At 61.6% G+C, this 17,722-nt stretch carries 16 protein-coding genes and 2 pseudogenes; 8 read left to right on the forward strand and 10 right to left on the reverse strand.

All coding sequences use genetic code 11. The features are described 5' to 3' along the window. Window positions 1-12: 12 nt before the first annotated feature. Window positions 13-899, reverse strand: a pseudogene (locus tag R1A29_RS11810) (AraC family transcriptional regulator N-terminal domain-containing protein). A 139-nt stretch (window positions 900-1,038) separates the two neighbouring features. On the opposite strand from R1A29_RS11810, the gene R1A29_RS11815 reads away from it, so the two are divergent. The 3 genes and pseudogenes from R1A29_RS11815 to R1A29_RS11825 all read left to right on the forward strand — a co-directional run bounded on the left by R1A29_RS11815 (window position 1,039) and on the right by R1A29_RS11825 (window position 3,184). Then, window positions 1,039-1,782 (forward strand): SDR family NAD(P)-dependent oxidoreductase, encoded by a 744-nt coding sequence (locus tag R1A29_RS11815; protein WP_438301575.1) that lies wholly within the window; start codon window positions 1,039-1,041, stop codon window positions 1,780-1,782. Window positions 1,783-1,809: 27 nt separating this feature from the next. Then, a complete protein-coding gene (locus R1A29_RS11820; RefSeq protein ID WP_134826620.1) occupies window positions 1,810-2,211 on the forward strand; it encodes a VOC family protein in 402 nt (133 codons plus the stop codon). After that, window positions 2,208-3,184: pseudogene (locus tag R1A29_RS11825) on the forward strand (saccharopine dehydrogenase family protein). Before R1A29_RS11820 ends, R1A29_RS11825 begins: the two are co-directional and overlap by 4 nt. Window positions 3,185-3,213: 29 nt before the next feature. Here R1A29_RS11825 and R1A29_RS11830 read toward each other — a convergent pair. Further along, entirely contained in the window at window positions 3,214-5,592 is a 2,379-nt protein-coding gene (locus R1A29_RS11830; RefSeq protein ID WP_438301576.1) for a DUF3772 domain-containing protein, read from the reverse strand. A gap of 156 nt (window positions 5,593-5,748) precedes the next feature. On the opposite strand from R1A29_RS11830, the gene R1A29_RS11835 reads away from it, so the two are divergent. The 5 genes from R1A29_RS11835 (at window position 5,749) to R1A29_RS11855 (ending at window position 12,186) form a co-directional block, all read left to right on the forward strand. Further along, complete coding sequence (locus tag R1A29_RS11835; protein WP_432219476.1) at window positions 5,749-6,090, forward strand: hypothetical protein; 342 nt, start codon at window positions 5,749-5,751, stop codon at window positions 6,088-6,090. 99 nt (window positions 6,091-6,189) lie between these two features. Further along, complete coding sequence (locus R1A29_RS11840) at window positions 6,190-7,440, forward strand: TolC family protein (protein ID WP_438301577.1); 1,251 nt, start codon at window positions 6,190-6,192, stop codon at window positions 7,438-7,440. Next, complete coding sequence (locus tag R1A29_RS11845) at window positions 7,437-8,684, forward strand: efflux RND transporter periplasmic adaptor subunit (protein WP_438301578.1); 1,248 nt, start codon at window positions 7,437-7,439, stop codon at window positions 8,682-8,684. The genes R1A29_RS11840 and R1A29_RS11845 overlap by 4 nt, the downstream gene beginning before the upstream one ends. After that, a complete protein-coding gene (locus R1A29_RS11850; protein ID WP_438301579.1) occupies window positions 8,681-11,839 on the forward strand; it encodes an efflux RND transporter permease subunit in 3,159 nt (1,052 codons plus the stop codon). The genes R1A29_RS11845 and R1A29_RS11850 overlap by 4 nt, the downstream gene beginning before the upstream one ends. Continuing rightward, window positions 11,836-12,186: a copper-binding protein gene (locus R1A29_RS11855; RefSeq protein ID WP_438301580.1), complete on the forward strand. Its 351-nt coding sequence runs from the start codon at window positions 11,836-11,838 to the stop codon at window positions 12,184-12,186. The genes R1A29_RS11850 and R1A29_RS11855 overlap by 4 nt, the downstream gene beginning before the upstream one ends. Window positions 12,187-12,240: 54 nt before the next feature. On the opposite strand, the gene arsH is transcribed toward R1A29_RS11855, so the two are convergent. The 8 genes from arsH to R1A29_RS11895 all read right to left on the reverse strand — a co-directional run bounded on the left by arsH (window position 12,241) and on the right by R1A29_RS11895 (window position 17,674). Then, window positions 12,241-12,930 (reverse strand): arsenical resistance protein ArsH, encoded by a 690-nt coding sequence (gene arsH, locus R1A29_RS11860; RefSeq protein ID WP_438301581.1) that lies wholly within the window; start codon window positions 12,928-12,930, stop codon window positions 12,241-12,243. Window positions 12,931-12,941: 11 nt separating this feature from the next. Further along, window positions 12,942-13,412: an arsenate reductase ArsC gene (locus R1A29_RS11865; RefSeq protein ID WP_438301582.1), complete on the reverse strand. Its 471-nt coding sequence runs from the start codon at window positions 13,410-13,412 to the stop codon at window positions 12,942-12,944. Window positions 13,413-13,421: 9 nt separating this feature from the next. Continuing rightward, complete coding sequence (locus R1A29_RS11870) at window positions 13,422-13,769, reverse strand: metalloregulator ArsR/SmtB family transcription factor (RefSeq protein ID WP_438301583.1); 348 nt, start codon at window positions 13,767-13,769, stop codon at window positions 13,422-13,424. A gap of 109 nt (window positions 13,770-13,878) precedes the next feature. After that, entirely contained in the window at window positions 13,879-14,499 is a 621-nt protein-coding gene (locus R1A29_RS11875) for a LysE family translocator (RefSeq protein WP_438301584.1), read from the reverse strand. A gap of 199 nt (window positions 14,500-14,698) precedes the next feature. Beyond that, on the reverse strand, window positions 14,699-15,523 hold the full coding sequence (locus R1A29_RS11880) for a PDZ domain-containing protein (RefSeq protein WP_438301585.1): 825 nt from the start codon (window positions 15,521-15,523) through the stop codon (window positions 14,699-14,701). A gap of 168 nt (window positions 15,524-15,691) precedes the next feature. Further along, on the reverse strand, window positions 15,692-16,615 hold the full coding sequence (locus tag R1A29_RS11885; protein ID WP_438301586.1) for a bifunctional helix-turn-helix transcriptional regulator/GNAT family N-acetyltransferase: 924 nt from the start codon (window positions 16,613-16,615) through the stop codon (window positions 15,692-15,694). 56 nt (window positions 16,616-16,671) lie between these two features. Then, window positions 16,672-17,394: a phytanoyl-CoA dioxygenase family protein gene (locus tag R1A29_RS11890; RefSeq protein WP_438301587.1), complete on the reverse strand. Its 723-nt coding sequence runs from the start codon at window positions 17,392-17,394 to the stop codon at window positions 16,672-16,674. Beyond that, complete coding sequence (locus tag R1A29_RS11895) at window positions 17,351-17,674, reverse strand: gamma-glutamylcyclotransferase family protein (protein WP_438301588.1); 324 nt, start codon at window positions 17,672-17,674, stop codon at window positions 17,351-17,353. The genes R1A29_RS11890 and R1A29_RS11895 overlap by 44 nt, the downstream gene beginning before the upstream one ends. Window positions 17,675-17,722 lie beyond the last annotated feature (48 nt).

The raw sequence follows: 17,722 nt of genomic DNA on the forward strand, positions 1-17,722 counted from the left end.
CATTGAACAGGTTCAACCGCTTCGGGTTTCTCCGAGTATCCGGGCCGCGTCCCGCGAGGGGGCAGGCCGAATACCCGTGTGTAGTCACGGCTGAACTGTGTAGCGCTTTCATACCCGACTTCGAACGCTGCCTGGGTGACATTCCTGGTACTCGCCACCATCAGCGTTCGGGCTTGAAACAGACGAACCCGCTTTTGATATTGCAATGGGCTCAGCGCCGTAACGGCTTTGAAGTGTCGGTGGAAGGCTGACACGCTCATTGACGCAAGCCGAGCCAGGTCGTCCACCCGGATCGGTTCGGCGAAGTCCTGTCGTATGTGCGCAATGGCAAGGTTGACGCGCGCCATGGCGCTGTCGGGGGCGGCGATGTCACGCAGCATCCAGCCATGGGGGCCTTGCAGGACACGGTACAGAATCTCCCGCTCGTAGACCGGTGCCAGTGCCGCGATTTCTTCAGGTTTTCCCATCAGGCGTAGCATGCGCACCCACGCATCCATCAAGGACGGGGTGACAGCCGACACCGAAAAACCGGTGTCCTGTTCATGTTGGCCGAATGGTTTGGGCAGATCGGCCAGCAGCGTCGTCAAGACAACCGGATCAAGCGTCAGACTGACCGCCAGGTACGGCTCGCCGGCAGGAGAGGGGTGGACCTGGCCGACTGCCGGCAGGTCGATGGACATGACAAAGTAGGTCGCCGGGTCGTAATGCAGCGTACGGTCGGCGATGGTCATGGTTTTGCTGCCTTGCAGAATCAGGTTGATCATCGGTTGGTAAACCGCCGCCAGCAAATGCTCGGGGATTTCGCCCTGAACCATGGCGACGCGCGGAATACCCGTTTCCGTGCGGCGGTTTTCGGCGTGTCGGGCCAGGGTACGAAGTTCTGTCAGTTGGCTGTTCATGCCGAGCATCTGACCCCACGCGAATACGTCCACGCAAGCAAAAAGCAGAAACAGGCAGGTTTCGAAGAGGAACGGCTGCGCTCGCCGGCCGCCCGATGGCTACTGTGGTGACTCACCTCAAACGACATTGGAGCAGCGCATGAGCGTTATCGTTATTACCGGCGGCAGCCGTGGCATTGGCGCCAGTGCGGCCGAGCAGTGTGCCCGGCGCGGCATGGGCGTCATCCTGACTTATCAACGCAATGTCGACGCGGCAGCCTCTGTTGTCCAAGGTATCCAGGCTTCGGGCGGCAGCGCCGTGGCGCTTCAACTGGACGTGGCCGACGTCAGCCAGTTCGACGATTTCCGCCAGAAGGTAGTGCATGCATTACAGGCCACCTGGGGTGTGGAAAGACTGTCCGGGCTGGTCAACAACGCCGGCCACGGCTTGTTCAATTCGCTGGAAACGGTGACCGAGGCGCAGTTCGACGGTTTATTGAACGCCCACCTCAAGGGCCCGTTTTTTCTCACACAGACCTTGCTGCCGCTAATGGATGAGGGCGCCAGTATCGTCAATCTGACCAGTGCGACCACCCGTGTCGCAACAGCGGGCGTGGCGCCATATGCCGCCGCCAAGGGCGGGCTTGAGGTCCTGACGCGTTACATGGCCAAGGAGTTCGCGGATCGCCGGATTCGGGCCAACGCGGTTTCGCCGGGCGCGATACGCACTGAATTGGGCGGCGGTTTGAATGATGAATTCGAGGCCTTGCTGGCCTCGCAAACGGCGCTCGGCCGGGTGGGCGAGCCGCAGGACGTTGCTCGTGTCATTTCCCTGTTGCTGTGCGAAGAGAGCGGCTGGATCAACGCCCAATCCATTGAAGTCGCGGGCGGCTATTTCATCTGAACCGACCATTGAACGCGAGGCAGCACCATGCTTGATCATATTTTTCTGTCAGTCAGCGATATCCAGCGCTCCATTGATTTCTATACGGCTGTATTGAACCCGCTGGGCATCACCGCCAGGCTCGATTACGACGGCAAGGACGGGCCGCCGGGGCATCCCGACCTGAAAGGTTTCGGTGCCCATGGCCGGATGTTTTTCTGGTTGCGCGCAGGTGTGGTAGAGGGGCGGGCAGTGCATGTAGGTTTTGTCGCCAGCAGCAAGGCCGAGGTTGACGCGGCTTACGCGGTGGCCATTGAACGTGGTGCTGTCGACAACGGCCCGCCGGGCGCACGCTTGCATTATGACCCCGATTATTACGCGGCCAACGTCCTCGATCCGGACGGTTACAGCCTGGAATTCGTCTATAAAAAATGGCAGCACGCCCAATGAGTACATTAATGATCTACGGCGCGACGGGTTACACCGGGCGCATGGCGGCCGAGTACGCTCGGTCGTTGGGCCTCGATGTCGTCATCGCCGGCCGGACAGCGGGAAAACTCAATCCCTCGCAGCGCAGCTGGATGTGCCTTATCGAGTGTTCGCTGCGGATGCCGTCGCAGCAGAGTCACTGGAGGGCATTGCAGTACTGTTGAACTTTGCAGGGCCGTTCGCGCAGACGGCGGACATTTTCATGCAGGCGTGTATCAAGGCCGGGGTGGACTATCTGGATATCACCGCAGAGATCAATGTCTATCGGCGGGCCGAGCAACTGGGCGCCGAGGCCGCGAAGGCCGGTGTCATGTTGCTGCCTGGCGTCGGCTGGGATGTGGTACCGACCGATTGCCTGGCGATGCATGTCGCTCGACGCGTACAGGAACCGCGTTCACTGAAGATCGCCCTGCAAGTGGCCGGCTCCATGTCTCGCGGGTCTGCTCTGAGCGTCGGTGAAATCGTTGGCGCGGGCCTGCTGGCCAGGGTCGACGGACAACTGGTCGCCACGCCCGATGCCGAGCCCCGCCAATTCGATTTCGGCGACGGACCGGTGGTTTGCGTACCGCTATCGTTCGGCGACCTGGTCACCGGTTGGCACTCCACCGGCATTCCCGACATCGCCATGTATGTACACATCAGTGGCGACGCGTTTCCCGAGGGCGATCTGTCGCTGTTGCCGGACGGTCCCAGCGCCGAACAGCGAGAGGCTCATCGCGCCCGTGCGGTGGCCGAAGTCTCTGGCGTCAACGGCAGTGCCGCGCGGTCGGTCATTGAAACGGTCAACGGCTATACCTATACGCCGTTGGTGGCCGTGGAGGCTGCTCGTAGAGTGTTGGCGGGGGAACGACGGCCAGGTTTTGAAACACCGGCTCGGGTATTCGGCATCGAGTTTGCCCGGAGCATTGCAGGAACAACCGTGACTGACTTCTAAAACCATCGGGACGACGAGCCGTCTTTCCATCAGGTACTCGGCGGCTTCGCCAACTCAATCCCCGCCGCCCCCAGCCGCTTGAGTATCTCGAACAACAGATCACTCTTGGTCTTGCCGACAATCCTCGGGCTGTCGACGTAACCGGTCACGGTCAACGTGATGCCATCGGGTGACAGTTTGCTGAAGCGCACGAAAGGCGCCGGTTTGCCGAGGATGGTTTCGTGCTCTTTGTAGGTGTCGAGCAGCAGGCCTTTGACCTGTTCGGGGTCGATGTCCAGCGGGAACATCAGCTCCAGCGTCGCCACGCCCTGGGCGCTGCCGCCGAGGGTGACGTTGCGCAGGTTCTGCGAGATCAGTTGCGAGTTGGGTACGATCACGATGGAGCGGTCGCTGAGCTGGATTTCCGTGGCGCGCACGTTGATCCGGCGAATGTCGCCCTCGACACCGCTGATGCTGATCAGGTCGCCGACCTTGACCGGGCGTTCGGTGAGCAGGATCAGCCCCGAGACGAAGTTCTTCACGATCTCCTGCAGACCGAAACCGATGCCTACCGACAGTGCGCTGACGATCCACGCCAGGTTGGTCCACTGCACGCCCAGCGACGACAGCGTCAGCAGAATCACTACCGCGTAGCCGATGTTGGAAAACAGCGTGCTGAGCGACGCGCACATGCCCGGGTCCATGTCGGTCTTGGGCAGGAACTCGTTGTCGAGCCAGCGGCGCAGGGCACGGATCAGGTAAATACCGATCAGCAGGGCGAGTATGGCGTTGAGCAAATGCCCGGGAACGATGTTCAGTTTGCGCAGGCCGGCGCCGCCGAGAATGGTGCCGATGCTGTTGGCCAATTGACCCAGCGTGGTGCCGATGCCGCCCACGAACAGCGTGATCACCGCCAGCAACAGCAACGCCGCCCGGCCCACACCGGCCAGCAGGGTCGAGGCCTGTTCGAGGCGCCGGTCGCCGACGCCCAGCAGTTGCTTCAAGGCCTTGCCGCTGGAATGGCGGGGCGAGAAGACGTATTCGCAGCTGTCCTTGAGCAACTGCATCAACAGGTAGAAACCGGACAGCACGATAAACGCCCACACCAGTTCATAGGTGATGAACCGCGCCAGCGATACGTAGCCTGTCAGCAACGCGCCGAGGGAAATGACCATCGCCAGCGTGGTCACGGTGTAAATCACCCCGGCCAGGGTGTTGCCCGTCACCTGCGCATCCCCGGTCGCCGCCAGCGCCTTGCGCACCTTGCCGACGCGCATCAGCAGCACGGTGACGATGGCCAATACCACCAGTGCGATCACACCACGGCCGGTGATCACGATCTGGCTGCTCATGCCGGACGAATTGCCGACCTGCACCGCCGTTACCAGCACCAGCAGCGTCGCGGCGAGGACTCTGGCGAAAGGCTTGAGCGTCAGGGCCACCGGTTCGGCAATCGCCGGCAACCGCCACGACGGGTGCTCGGTGGACAGCAAGGCGCGGCTCAGGCTGGTGATCATCACGCAGGCGTACACGACTTTCTGGAATTCGTCGGAGAACGTCGCGAGCATCGGCGGCAGCGGCACATGCCGGGTGCAGGCGTAATACAGCAGTTCCAGGGCAATCGCGGTGGTCGCCAGTGTCGCCAGCGCCGAGGCGAAGGCCAGCGAGCTGCGGCGTAAGCGGCCTTCGGGCATGCGATGAATGCACACCCACGCCAGCCAGCGGTCGGCGAGACGTCGGCCCAGGGTCCAGACCAGGAAGGACAGCACCACCAGCACGCTGGTGTAGAACCGTTGCCCCGGCTGCCAGGCCTCGGTGCCGGTTTCCTTGATCTGGTCGACGAACATCTGCAGGCGTTGGCGATCCGCAGGGTCTGGATCGATCATCGGCGACCAGAAATCAGGACTGAGCACGCTGTCGGTGCGCAGGGTGAGTTCGCTTTCCAGCAACGTGCGGCGAATGCCGGCGATCTGGGTGATCAGCTCCGTGGCGTTCTGCTTGAGCGTGGCCAGATTCTTCAGCGCGGTATCGACCTTGTTCTTCTGTTCGATCAGCGCCGCCCGTTGTGCGGCGATATCGGCCTGTTCGGCGGCTACCGTTTCCGTCGGTGCTGCGCCCAGCACGCCCAGTTGTACGGTCAGTTGTGCCTGCTGCGGCAACAGCGAAGCCGATAGCCGATCGATGTCCAGAATGAACGTCTGCACCCGATCCTGGGGGCCTTCGAGCTGGTTGTAATTGTTGGCGGACGAGATCTGCTGCTTGAGGCCATCAAGGCGTTGTTGCAGGGCTTGCAGATCATTCTGGGTGACCCCGGGCAGCGGAGCACCGCTGTCGGGCGAGGGCGACAAATCTGCGGCCGACACCATGGCCAGCCCCGGGACAAGCAGGATCAGGGCGACGAACATCAATGACTTCAATGCGTTGCGCATGGGACTGGCGATTCCGGTTGAACACACAATCAATGAGGTTAGGTGATCGTTCGAGCGCTGCATGATTTTCCGTTGCTAATCCTGGCTTAATGCTCATCCGCTGATATCGCCGGCACTTGATTGTGAATCCCGTTTCTCGCAACTAGACTTCCGGCCATGAAACGCTACCTGCGGTTTTGTCTCGTCTTCCTGATCAGCCTGGCGCTTCCCCTCAGCGGGATGGCGGGCGTGCAGGCACCGACAGAACCCTGCCCGATGCAAGCCATGGGCATGGCGATGATGGATGGCATGGGCATGGATTGCTGCAAGGACATGAAAAGCCCTACCGATCACGGCGCGCCTTGCAAGCCGGGCCAGGAGTGCAAGACTGGCGGCCTGCTGCAAGTCGCGATCCTCAAGCCGCCCGTCACCGTGTTCAGCCCCGTTGCGCATTCTTTCTTCAGTGATTCCCTGCCCGTAGCGACCCCGTCCGGGGTCTGGCGACCGCCCCGCGTCTGATTCCTGTCTCCCTTGAAAACTCATTCCGCCCCGGCGGAGTGGATTGGCTGTGCGCGTGTTTTACGCCGCGCACAGCGGACGATCACAGGAATCGTAAACATGACATTCAAGTGCACAGGTTGGCCCTTCGCGGCCGGCCTCGCGGCAAGCGTGCTCGCGTGGCCGGGTCTCGCCGCCGCGCTGACACTCGATGAAGCGCTGCGGCTGGCGGAAACCAACGCGCCGTCGCTGAACGCTCAAGATGCAAAAATCCAGGCCGCCAGCAGTGCTGCCATCCCGGCGGGGGAGTTGCCCGATCCGAAACTGGTGCTGGGCGTGCAGAACTATCCCGTGGGTGGCCCGGATCGCTATAGCCTCGACAAGGACTTCATGACCATGCAAATGGTCGGCTGGCGCCAGGACATGCCCAACGGCGACAAGCGCAAGGCGCGCATCGAAGTCGCCGAGGCGGGCGTCGAGCGCGCGGCGGCGGAACGTCGCGTCGAACGTCTGAAAGTCCGTCAGGCCACCGCGCTGGCGTGGATCGGCAGCTATTCGGTGGAGCGCAAACAGGCGCTGCTTCAGGACTTCTACAAGGAAAACCGCCTGCTGAGCGATACCGTGCGGGCGCAGATCGCCGGTGGCCGGGCGCAACCTGCCGACGCGGTGACGCCGAAGCAGGAAGCCGCCCTACTGGCGGAGCAAGAAGACAACCTGACGCTGGAACGCACCCAGGCTCGCGCGGCGCTCAAGCGCTGGATCGGCACCGCCGCCAACGACAGGCCCGAAGGCAACCTGCCGCAATGGTCGGTTGAGCCCGCCACCTTCAATCATCAACTGCAACACCATCCCGAACTGGCCGCGTTTGCGCCCATGGCCCGCGAAGCACAGGCGAAGGTGCAGGAAGCGGTGTCCGAGAAAAAGTCCGACTGGAGCTGGGAAGTGGATTACCAGCACCGTGGCCGCGAATTCGGCGACATGGTCAGCGTGCAGTTTTCCTGGGATCTGCCGCTGTTTCCCGAATCGCGACAGAACCCGAAGATCGCCGCCCGCCAGGCTGAACTCAGCCAGATCGAAGCGGAACGCGAAGCCCTGTCCCGGGAGCACACCGAACAACTGGAAAACGAGCTGGCCGACTATGCGCGCCTCGACCGGGCAGTGCTGCGCAACCAGCAAAGCCTGGTTCCGCTGGCCAAAGAGAAGGTCGAGCTGAGCCTTGCAAGCTACCGCGCCGGCAAGGGCGATCTGAACGCCGTGGTCAGCGCCCGTCGTGAACTCATCGAGGCGCGCCTCAAACAGATCGACGTGGAAGAACAGCGCGCACTGACCGCTGCGCGTCTGCATTTCGCTTACGGGGAGAGCAGCCTGTGAACCTACCAAAACACAACAGCTTATGGCTGGCCGGCTTGGCCCTTGCAGTGGGTGTCGCTGCGGGTTACGGCGTGGCTTATCAGCGCATGCCTGGCGCAACCGGTGCAGCAGCGGAGCAGGGTGCCGAACCCAAGGCCCTGTACTGGTACGACCCGATGTACCCGCAACAGAAATTCGACAAGCCGGGCAAGTCGCCCTTCATGGACATGCAACTGGTGCCGCGATACGCCAGCGAAGGCGCAGGCAATGCGACGGTCAGCATCGATCCGGGCCTGACCCAGAATCTGGGGCTGCGCACGGCAACGGTTGTGCGCGGGCGGTTTTCCTCCAGCCTCGATGTGACCGGTGTGCTGGCCTTTAACGAGCGCGATGTAGCGGTGATCCAGACCCGCACCAGCGGTTTTGTCGAACGGGTCTACGCCCGGGCACCGGGGGATGTGCTGGCGGCGGGGGCGCCGTTGGCGGACATTCTCGTACCGGACTGGGCGGCAGCGCAGACCGAGTTTCTGGCCCTCAAGCGCAGCGGCGACCGGGAGCTGATTTCGGCGGCGCGCCAACGGCTGCAACTGACCGGCATGCCGTCGAGCCTGATTGCCCAGGTGGAACGCAGCGGCAAGGTTCAGCCGAACCTCACCGTCACCAGCCCGGTGGGCGGCGTGGTACAGGAACTCAACGTGCGCACCGGCATGACCGTGGCGAGCGGCGAGACGCTGGCGCGGGTCAACGGGCTGAGTAGTGTCTGGCTCGCCGTGGCGGTGCCGGAAGCGCAGACCGGTTCCATCACCGAAGGACAAGCCATCGAAGCGCGATTGCCGGCATTTCCCGGCACCGTGTTCAACGGCAAGGTCAGCGCAATCCTGCCGGACACAAACCCGGACAGCCGCACCCTGCGCGTGCGGGTCGAACTGGCCAACGCCGAGGGTCGCTTGCGTCCGGGGATGACCGCTCAAGTACGGCTGAACCGCTCGACCGGACAGGACAGCCTGTGGGTGCCGAGCGAAGCGGTGATCCGCACCGGCAAGCGGGCCTTGGTCATGCTGGCCGAGGACGCGGGTCACTATCGCCCGGTGGAGGTGCGGCCCGGCGAGGAAAGCGACGGCAAAACGCTGATCCTCCAAGGCCTGGAAGAAGGGCAGAAGGTCGTGACTTCCGGCCAGTTCCTGCTCGATTCCGAAGCCAGCCTGAAGGGCATTGTTGCCGCGCCGCTTGAGACCGATGGCCAAGCCTCCGGGAGCCAGCCATGATCGCCGCGCTGATTCGCTGGTCCGTGGCCAACCGCTTTCTGGTGCTGCTGGCGACGCTGTTCGTCACCGGTTGGGGAGTGTGGTCGGTGCAGAGCACGCCGATCGATGCACTGCCGGACTTGTCCGATGTGCAGGTGATCATCCGCACGCCGTACCCCGGACAGGCTCCGCAGATCGTCGAGAACCAGGTGACCTATCCGCTGACCACTACCATGCTCTCGGTGCCGGGTGCGAAAACCGTGCGCGGTTATTCGTTTTTCGGTGACAGCTTTGTGTACGTGCTTTTTGCGGACGGCACCGATCAGTACTGGGCGCGCTCGCGGGTGCTGGAATACCTGAGCCAGATCCAGAGTCGCCTGCCGGCCAGTGCCAAACCGGCATTGGGCCCGGACGCCACCGGGGTCGGCTGGATCTATCAGTACGCGCTGGTGGATCGCAGCGGCCAGCACGATCTGGCGCAGTTGCGCGCGTTGCAGGACTGGTTCCTCAAGTTCGAGCTCAAGACCCTGCCCAACGTCGCCGAAGTCGCCACCCTCGGCGGCATGGTCAAGCAGTATCAGGTGCAGCCCGATCCGGTAAAACTGGCCAGCCTCGGCATCACCCTGGCGCAAGTGCGCGAAGCCATCGGCAAGGCCAATCAGGAGACCGGCGGTGCGGTGCTGGAAATGGCCGAAACCGAGTTCATCGTGCGCGCATCCGGCTACCTGAAAACCCTCGATGATTTCCGCGCGACCCCGCTCAAGCTCGGCGCCGGCGGGGTGCCGGTAACCCTGGGCGATGTCGCGACGGTCCAGACCGGACCGGACATGCGCCGGGGCATCACCGAGCTGGACGGCCAGGGCGAGACCGTCGGCGGCGTGGTGGTTTTGCGCAGCGGCAAGAACGCCCGGGAGACCATCGCGGCGGTCAAGGCCAAGCTCGAGGACATGAAAAGCAGCCTGCCGCCCGGCGTGGAGATCGTCACCACCTACGATCGCAGCAAGCTGATCGATCGCGCCGTGGACAACCTCAGCCACAAACTGCTCGAAGAGTTCATCGTCGTGGCGCTGGTGTGCGGGATCTTCCTCTGGCACCTGCGTTCGTCGCTGGTGGCGATCATCTCGTTGCCGGTGGGTGTGTTGATCGCCTTCATCGTCATGCGTCATCAGGGGCTGAACGCCAACATCATGTCGCTGGGCGGGATTGCCATCGCCATTGGTGCGATGGTCGATGCCGCCGTGGTGATGATCGAGAATGCACACAAGAAAATCGAGGCATGGCACGCCGCCAATCCGGGGCAGGAACTCAAGGGCGAACGCCATTGGCAGGTGATGACCGACGCGGCGGCGGAGGTGGGGCCGGCGCTATTCTTCTGCTTGTTGATCATCACGCTGTCGTTCATCCCGGTGTTTACCTTGCAGGCTCAGGAAGGACGGCTGTTCGGCCCGCTGGCGTTCACCAAGACCTACGCCATGGCGGCGGCAGCGGGGTTGTCGGTGACGCTGGTGCCGGTGCTGATGGGCTACTGGATTCGCGGGCGGATTCCGGATGAGCGCCACAATCCGCTCAACCGCTGGCTGATCCGGATCTACCAGCCAGCACTGGATGCGGTGTTGCACCGACCGAAGTTCACGCTGGTGATGGCGCTGCTGGTGTTCATCAGTGCCGCATGGCCGGTTTCGCGCCTGGGTGGCGAGTTTCTCCCACCGCTGGACGAGGGCGATCTGCTGTACATGCCGTCGGCACTGCCAGGCCTGTCAGCGCAAAAAGCCGCGCAGTTGCTGCAGCAGACTGATCGTTTGATCAAGACTGTGCCCGAGGTCGAGCATGTGTTCGGCAAGGCCGGTCGCGCCGAAACGGCTACCGATCCGGCACCGCTGGAGATGTTCGAAACCACGATCCAGTTCAAGCCCCACGAGCAATGGCGCCCGGGCATGACCCCGGAAAAACTCGTGGAAGAACTGGACCGCGTGGTGAAAGTGCCGGGCCTGACCAACATCTGGATTCCGCCGATCCGCAACCGCATCGACATGCTCGCCACGGGGATCAAGAGCCCCATCGGCGTAAAGGTCGCCGGCAACGATCTGGCCCAGATCGATGCGGTGACCCAGGCCGTCGAGCGTGTGGCCAAAGACGTGCCCGGCGTCAGTTCGGCGCTGGCCGAGCGCCTCACCGGTGGTCGTTACATCGACGTCGATATCGACCGCAACGCCGCCGGCCGTTACGGGCTGAACATCAGTGATGTGCAGTCCATCGTCGCGGGGGCCATCGGCGGCGAAACCGTCGGAGAAACCATCGAGGGGCTGGCACGGTTCCCGATCAATATCCGTTACCCGCGAGAGTGGCGCGATTCACCCGGCGCCCTGCAGCAACTGCCGATCTACACGCCTTCGGGCAGTCAGGTCACCCTCGGCATGCTGGCGAAAATCCGGGTCACGGACGGCCCGCCGATGCTCAAGAGTGAAAACGCCCGACCGTCCGGCTGGGTGTACATCGATGTGCGGGGCCGAGACATCGCGTCAGTGGTGGCTGATCTGCGTCGAGCAGTCAGCGAGCAGGTGAAACTGCAGCCCGGCATGAGCCTGAGTTACTCGGGGCAATTCGAGTTTCTCGAACGGGCCAACGCTCGCCTGAAACTCGTGGTGCCGGCCACGCTGCTGATCATCTTTGTGCTGCTCTACCTGACCTTCGCCCGTTTCGACGAAGCGCTGCTGATCATGGCCACGCTGCCGTTCGCCCTGAGTGGCGGTGCGTGGTTTCTCTATCTGCTGGGCTACAACCTGTCGGTTGCCACCGGGGTAGGGTTCATTGCACTGGCCGGGGTTTCCGCCGAGTTCGGCGTGATCATGTTGCTGTACCTGAAAAACGCCTGGGCCGAACGCGAAGACGGCGGCGACCGCACCGAGCGCGGGTTGGTCGCGGCGATTCGCGAAGGTGCCGTGCAGCGCGTACGCCCCAAAGCCATGACCGTGGCCGTGATCATTGCCGGCCTGTTGCCGATTCTGCTCGGCAGCGGCACCGGCAGCGAAGTCATGAGCCGCATCGCTGCGCCCATGGTCGGCGGTATGGTCACCGCGCCCCTGTTGTCCCTGTTCGTCATCCCGGCGGCGTATCGAATGATGCGCCGTCGCCACTTGTCCGTTGAAACCCTCCAAACTGAAGGAAAAGCCTCATGAAACTGATCCCGATCTCTGTTGCCGGCACGCTGGTTGCGTTCGCTTTTACTGTGCAGGCAGAAGACATGCCCGGCATGAAGATGGACGACATGCAGGGCATGCAGATGCAGTCCGCCACTCAACAGGCACCGGCCGCGAATGCCGAAGGTACGATCAAGGCCATTGATGCCACGGAGCACACTGTGACCATTGCACATGGTGCCGTAGCGTCGTTGCAGTGGCCGCCGATGACCATGGGCTTCGCCGCGACTGAGGAACAATTGGCCGGGTTGGCGGTGGGCGACCGGGTGAAATTTTCGTTCCGGATGGAGGGCAGCAAGGCGACGCTGGTTTCGATCAGCAAGTAAGGTCGAGATATAAAAAAACGGCGCGAATCATCGCGCCGTTTTTGGTTCAGGGCTTCAGATCGAGCGCTGATTGACTCGCTTCATCAACTCTTCCGCCGATTCCTTGCGCTCCGAGTAGCGATCCACCAGGTCCGGGCGATCACGCAGCAACAGCGTGAACTTCACCAGTTCCTCCATCACGTCGACCACCCGGTCGTACAGCGCCGAAGGTTTCATGCGGTTGCCTTCATCGAATTCGAGATAGGCCTTGGGCACCGACGATTGATTGGGGATGGTGAACATGCGCATCCAGCGTCCCAGCACCCGCAGTTGATTGACCACGTTGAACGATTGCGAACCGCCGCAGACTTGCATCACCGCCAGGGTCTTGCCCTGGGTCGGGCGCACGGCGCCGAGGGCAAGCGGCACCCAGTCGATCTGCGCCTTGAACACCGCCGACATCGCGCCGTGACGTTCGGGCGAGCACCAGACCTGGCCTTCGGACCATTGCATCAGCGCAAGCAGTTCCTGGACTTTCGGATGATCGCCGGGCGCGTCGTCCGGCAGCGGCAGGCCCGACGGATTGAAAATCCGCGTTTCGGCGCCGAAGTGCTCCAGCAGCCGGGCGGCTTCCTCCACCAGCAAGCGGCTGAAGGAACGCGGGCGGGTCGAGCCGTAGAGCAACAGGATGCGTGGCTTGTGCGCGCCATCGTTGTGGGTGGTTTTCTGAATCAGTGAAGGGTCGAGATTGGGCAAGTCGGTCATGACGGCTCCGGTCATAGCAGGCTGATGCGGTCGAGCTCGCGCTTGAGGGCATCGCGATCAAGTTGGGCGAAGGGCAGGGCGAGAAAGGCCCGGCAGCGGGTTTCGATCCGGGCCAGGGTGGCGTGGAAGGCTGCATTGATAGCGGTCTCATCGGCATGCACTTCCGACGGATCCTCCAGTCCCCAATGGGCTTTCAGGGCCGGGCCGAAGTACACCGGGCAGGCTTCGCCGGCGGCCTTGTCGCACACGGTGATGACAATGTCCGGCGGATTGTCTTCGAAGGCGTCGTTGCCCTTGCTGCTCAATCCGGCGATGGAAATGCCGGCCTCCTGCAACGTGGTCAGGCTGCGCGGCAGCACCTGGCCCTTGGGGAAACTGCCGGCGCTGACTGCCTCGAAACCTTGCGGCGCCAGGTGATTGAACATCGCTTCGGACAGGATGCTGCGGCAGCTGTTGGCGGTGCACATGAATAGAACGCGCATGATCGGTCCTCAGCAACAGGCGGATGTATTGAGCGGGCGGTCGCCCATGGCGGCGAGTCGCGCGCTGTTTTCTTCCAGCCATGTGGTGTTGGCGGAGAGAGTGGTCTGCAACATCTCGCGTACCCATTCCGGTAACTGCGGATTCAGTCGGTAATACACCCACTGGCCCTGACGACGATCCAGCAGCAAACCGCAGGTGCGCAATTGCGCCAGATGACGGGAGATTTTCGGCTGGCTGTCGTCGAGGGCGCAGACCAGCTCGCAGACGCACAACTCGCCTTCACGGGTGATCAGCAATGTGGCCCGGGCGCGGGTTTCGTCCGCGAGGCATTTGAAAACGGTGGCGGGGGTGAGCATGAAGTTGCCCTGGATACATATGGGGTTTCGAATATACGGATATCCATATGTATAGGGCAAGCACTCGAATCGATGAAACTGCACGCGTCGATAGAAAGCGTTGCGCGGCTCAACGCTTGCTGAACGCCAGCCGTGCCGCAAAAAGCACGAAAATCACCCCGGTGGTGCGATCCATCCAGCGAATCACCTTCTCCCGGCGCAGAAATCTCGACAGCGGCTGCGTCGCGCCAATCAGCACCAGCGACCAGATCAATCCCAGCACCACATGAATGCTCACCAGCCCGAACGTCCACGGCACCAGCGGCTGCCCTTGCGGAATGAACTGGGGCAGGAACGACACGTAGAAAATCCCCACCTTGGGATTGAGCACATTGCCCAGCATGCCCTTCAAGAACCAGTTGCCTCCCGGCTTGCCACTGGCTTCGGCGGGCGCCAGCGAGCGGCGAGGGCGCAGCAGCATGTTCAGCCCGAGCCACGCCAGATACGCCGCGCCGCAGTACTTCAACAGGTTGTAGGCCAGCTCCGACACTGCAATCAACGCCCCCAGCCCGAACGCCACCGCCGCGCCCCACATCAGGCAACCGGCGTTGATGCCCAGCGCAGCACGCAAGGCCTGTTGCTTGCCTTCGACGGTGGCGGTGCGCAGGACCAGCGCGGTGTCGAGGCCGGGTGTCAGGGTCAGCAGCGTGGCGGCGAGGGTGAAGGCGAGGACGTTGTCGGCGATGGACATGGCAGTTTGTGCTTGTGATGGGATTGGGCAAACGTTAGCGGTTCCAGGGTGAGTGATCCAGCCAAGATTCTCCTCGGTCCCGGAGACTGCCGTGAATGCCAGAAACGACAAAGCCCCGAATATTCGGGGCTTTGTCGTAAAAATAGCGGAAGTGCTGCTGTGGAATCAATGTCCGTCGAGCCGAGACTTCGAACAAACCTCAGGAAGGATTGTTGAACTGAACTCTTTTCGTGATTGTTTTCCCGTCGCGACTAAGCGTGACATCGACTTTCTTGCCTTGTCTTTTGCCAACCATCTCGCCTAATTGATTGGCGTTTTTTATCTTTTCGCCGTCGAGCGCTTCAAGTATATCCCCGACCAGAATGTCCGCATTGTAAGCCGGAGAGTCTTCGGTGAGCATGATCGCTTTGACGCCAAAGTTTGACTGGCGCTCTTGGCGCTCCTTGTCTGTAAGGTCTGCCGAGCGGGCTCCAAATATTACCTGTTGCTTGACAAAATAAACGGCGGCGTAGTCAGCCCTATGCTCTGTTGTCGGAACATATTCGGTGGTTGTGGTGACCGTTGTCCCCGTCCCTTTGACCAGAGCGTTGGTGCGCCCATTGGCGCCCATCAATAGCGCTGAGCCTTCCGTTGTACTGATTGTGGGTTTTACGACAGCTGTCGAGCTTGCATAACTGCCGGTGTATTCAGGGCTTCTGATAACGACCAGATCAGCCTTTACGGCTTTTGCTTGATCGACTGCAAATTTTTCGGGAATGGGCTGTGCACTGTTGAATGATGCTATGCCAATCGCCAGATAGCCCCTGCGTGCCCACATATCCAGTCGTTCTTGTCCTTGTGCAGGGCTTACGTTGTCGACTTGTGGGATTTGAGGCGCAGGCGCAGATCGAAATCTGGCAATGTTTTCTGGTGTAGTTCCGTTCAGGGCTGAGTAGTAATCGGTATATGGGTTGTGATTTGCACAGCCCGATAGTGCGGCATAAAAAAACGCGAGCGCAATAAAGTTGGTTGCGTGTTTTTTCACTTTTTCTTCCCTATGTTCATTCTGGCATTCCGATATTGCAGTGATGGCAATTTAGCATGGATTCGATTTGTCCCGTCTAGTGGAGGGGCTGGATCCGACTGATATTTGCGTAACCTTGGAGTTTTCTACGAAACACCGAGGCGATTCAAACTGAGACCAGTGCATGGCTCACAACGCAATCGCCCACGTCTGACTCACCAGCTCCTTCCCGAAGCTGAATATCGACTCTTCCTCAACCAACTCAAACCCCGCCCGCTGGTACAACTTTCGCGCATCCACCAGATTGCTGGTCGTCCACAAAATCATCTTTTTGTACCCGACATCCCGGGCAAACCTCAGGCATTCCTCGACCAGTCGATTGCCGATTCCCAGCCCCCGCGCGCTGGCGTCCACAAACAGCATGCGCAGTTTTGCCGTGGTTTCGTCGTGCCGGATGACAAATACAGAACCGACAACCTTGCCGTCCTTTTCCGCGATCCAGCAGCGTTCGCTGGCAGGGTCGAACTCGCGCAGGTACTTGGCGACGATCTCGGCGACCAGCGCTTCGAACTCCCAGTTCCAGCCGTATTCGCGGGTGTAGATCACGGTTTGCTGCTGCACCACCAGGCCCATGTCGCCGGGTTGCGGGTCGCGCAACAGGTAGGCTGGTTGCTTGCCTCCCTCGAGCAAGGTCTGGATCTGTTTCATGGACTCGATCAATTGCAGTTGCTGCGGCTCGGCCAGGCGTTCGAGCAGGGTGATGACTTCCTGTCGCGAGGCCTGTTCAAGCGGTGCCAGGATCGAGCGGCCGAGGTCGGTGATGTGCAACAGACTGGCGCGGGCGTCGGTGGCGGAGGGGACTTTCTGAATCAGGCCTTTTTTGTCGAAGCCGCTGATGATCCGGCTCATGTAACCGGCATCCAGGCTCAGCATCTGGCGCAGGTCGGCGCTGGTCAGATCGCCGCCGGAGGCCAGTTCGTAGAGGATGCGCAGCTCGGTCAGCGAATAGTCGCTTTGCAGCAGGTGCTCCTGCAAAACGCCGATCTGGTGGGTGTAGAAGCGGTTGAATTGCCGGACGATGTCGGCGCGTTCGATCAGTGGGGTCGCGGACATGGCATGTGCTCGAGTGGTTGCCTTGAGCAACTATATAGTTGCCTAAGGCAATCAAGTCAAATGAATTGCTCAGCTTCTTTCAGGGCAAACTCTGCCGGATCGAACCTTTCGCTGGTGTCCATTCGAATGTTTCTGAGAACCACCGTTTCCAGGTGTGATGCGTAGAGCGTTTCCGAAAAATAAGTGATCAGCAGCGTGCGACGACGGGCGCCGGTGGCGTTCAGGCTGCCGGCGTGAATGAGATCGGCATCGAAAATCAGGATATCGCCGGCGTTGCCCGTCAGTTGCACGGATCGGGATTCGTCAGTGAAATCGAACGGGGGCTCGCCCGGTGCAGGGCGATGGCTGCCGGGGACGAGGCGGGTGGCGCCGTTTTCTGGCCCGTAGTCATCGAGGTAGGCCAGCGCGATGGCGGTATCGCCGGGACGTTGTGCCGACAAGTCGCGGTGCAGTTGCTGGTGGCCGCCACCGGCAAGTGGTTCGCGGCCCTCGACCTGGGAAAGGAAGAAGCGCTCACCGATCAACTCACCCACCACCGCCAGCAATGGTGGCAATCGACACACAGCCTGAACGCTCGGGTCGGTGTCCAGCAGCGAATGGCGCCAGTCGATGCCGCGGGGCACGGGCCATTCGCTTGAGGGCTTTACACCGGTGTCGAACGTGTTTCGAAGCTCGGCCAGCCCTGCAGCCGGGATTGCCTGTCGGAGCAGGGCGTAGCCGTTTTCGTGAAGTTGTCTAGCGCAGGGCGTAGACCCAGGCATCCATTGCCGTCCCGTCATCCAGAGTCACCTTGGTCAGAACCCGCTGATACTCGGCCCCTTCAAACTCATCGAGCGCCGCCCAGTGCAGGTGGAAGTTTTCTGACGAGAAAATATAGCCCTCGATGACATCGCCATCTTCAGCAATCACCAGCCCGGGAAAACCCATCGCCGCACCCCAGCCGGCGTGCGACAGACGCCCCTTCAACGAAGCGGCCTGCCAGGTGCCGCCGATGTTGAGCATCACATGCTCGTTCGGACGGCCAGGCCCCAGAGTTCCATAAACGAAGAGACGTTCCACGATTGCTCCTGATGGTCAAAAGGGAGGAATCCTGACGTATCACGAATG

Source organism: Pseudomonas sp. NMS19W (assembly GCF_051554255.1).
In the GTDB taxonomy this organism is placed as follows: Bacteria; Pseudomonadota; Gammaproteobacteria; order Pseudomonadales; family Pseudomonadaceae; genus Aquipseudomonas; species Aquipseudomonas kribbensis.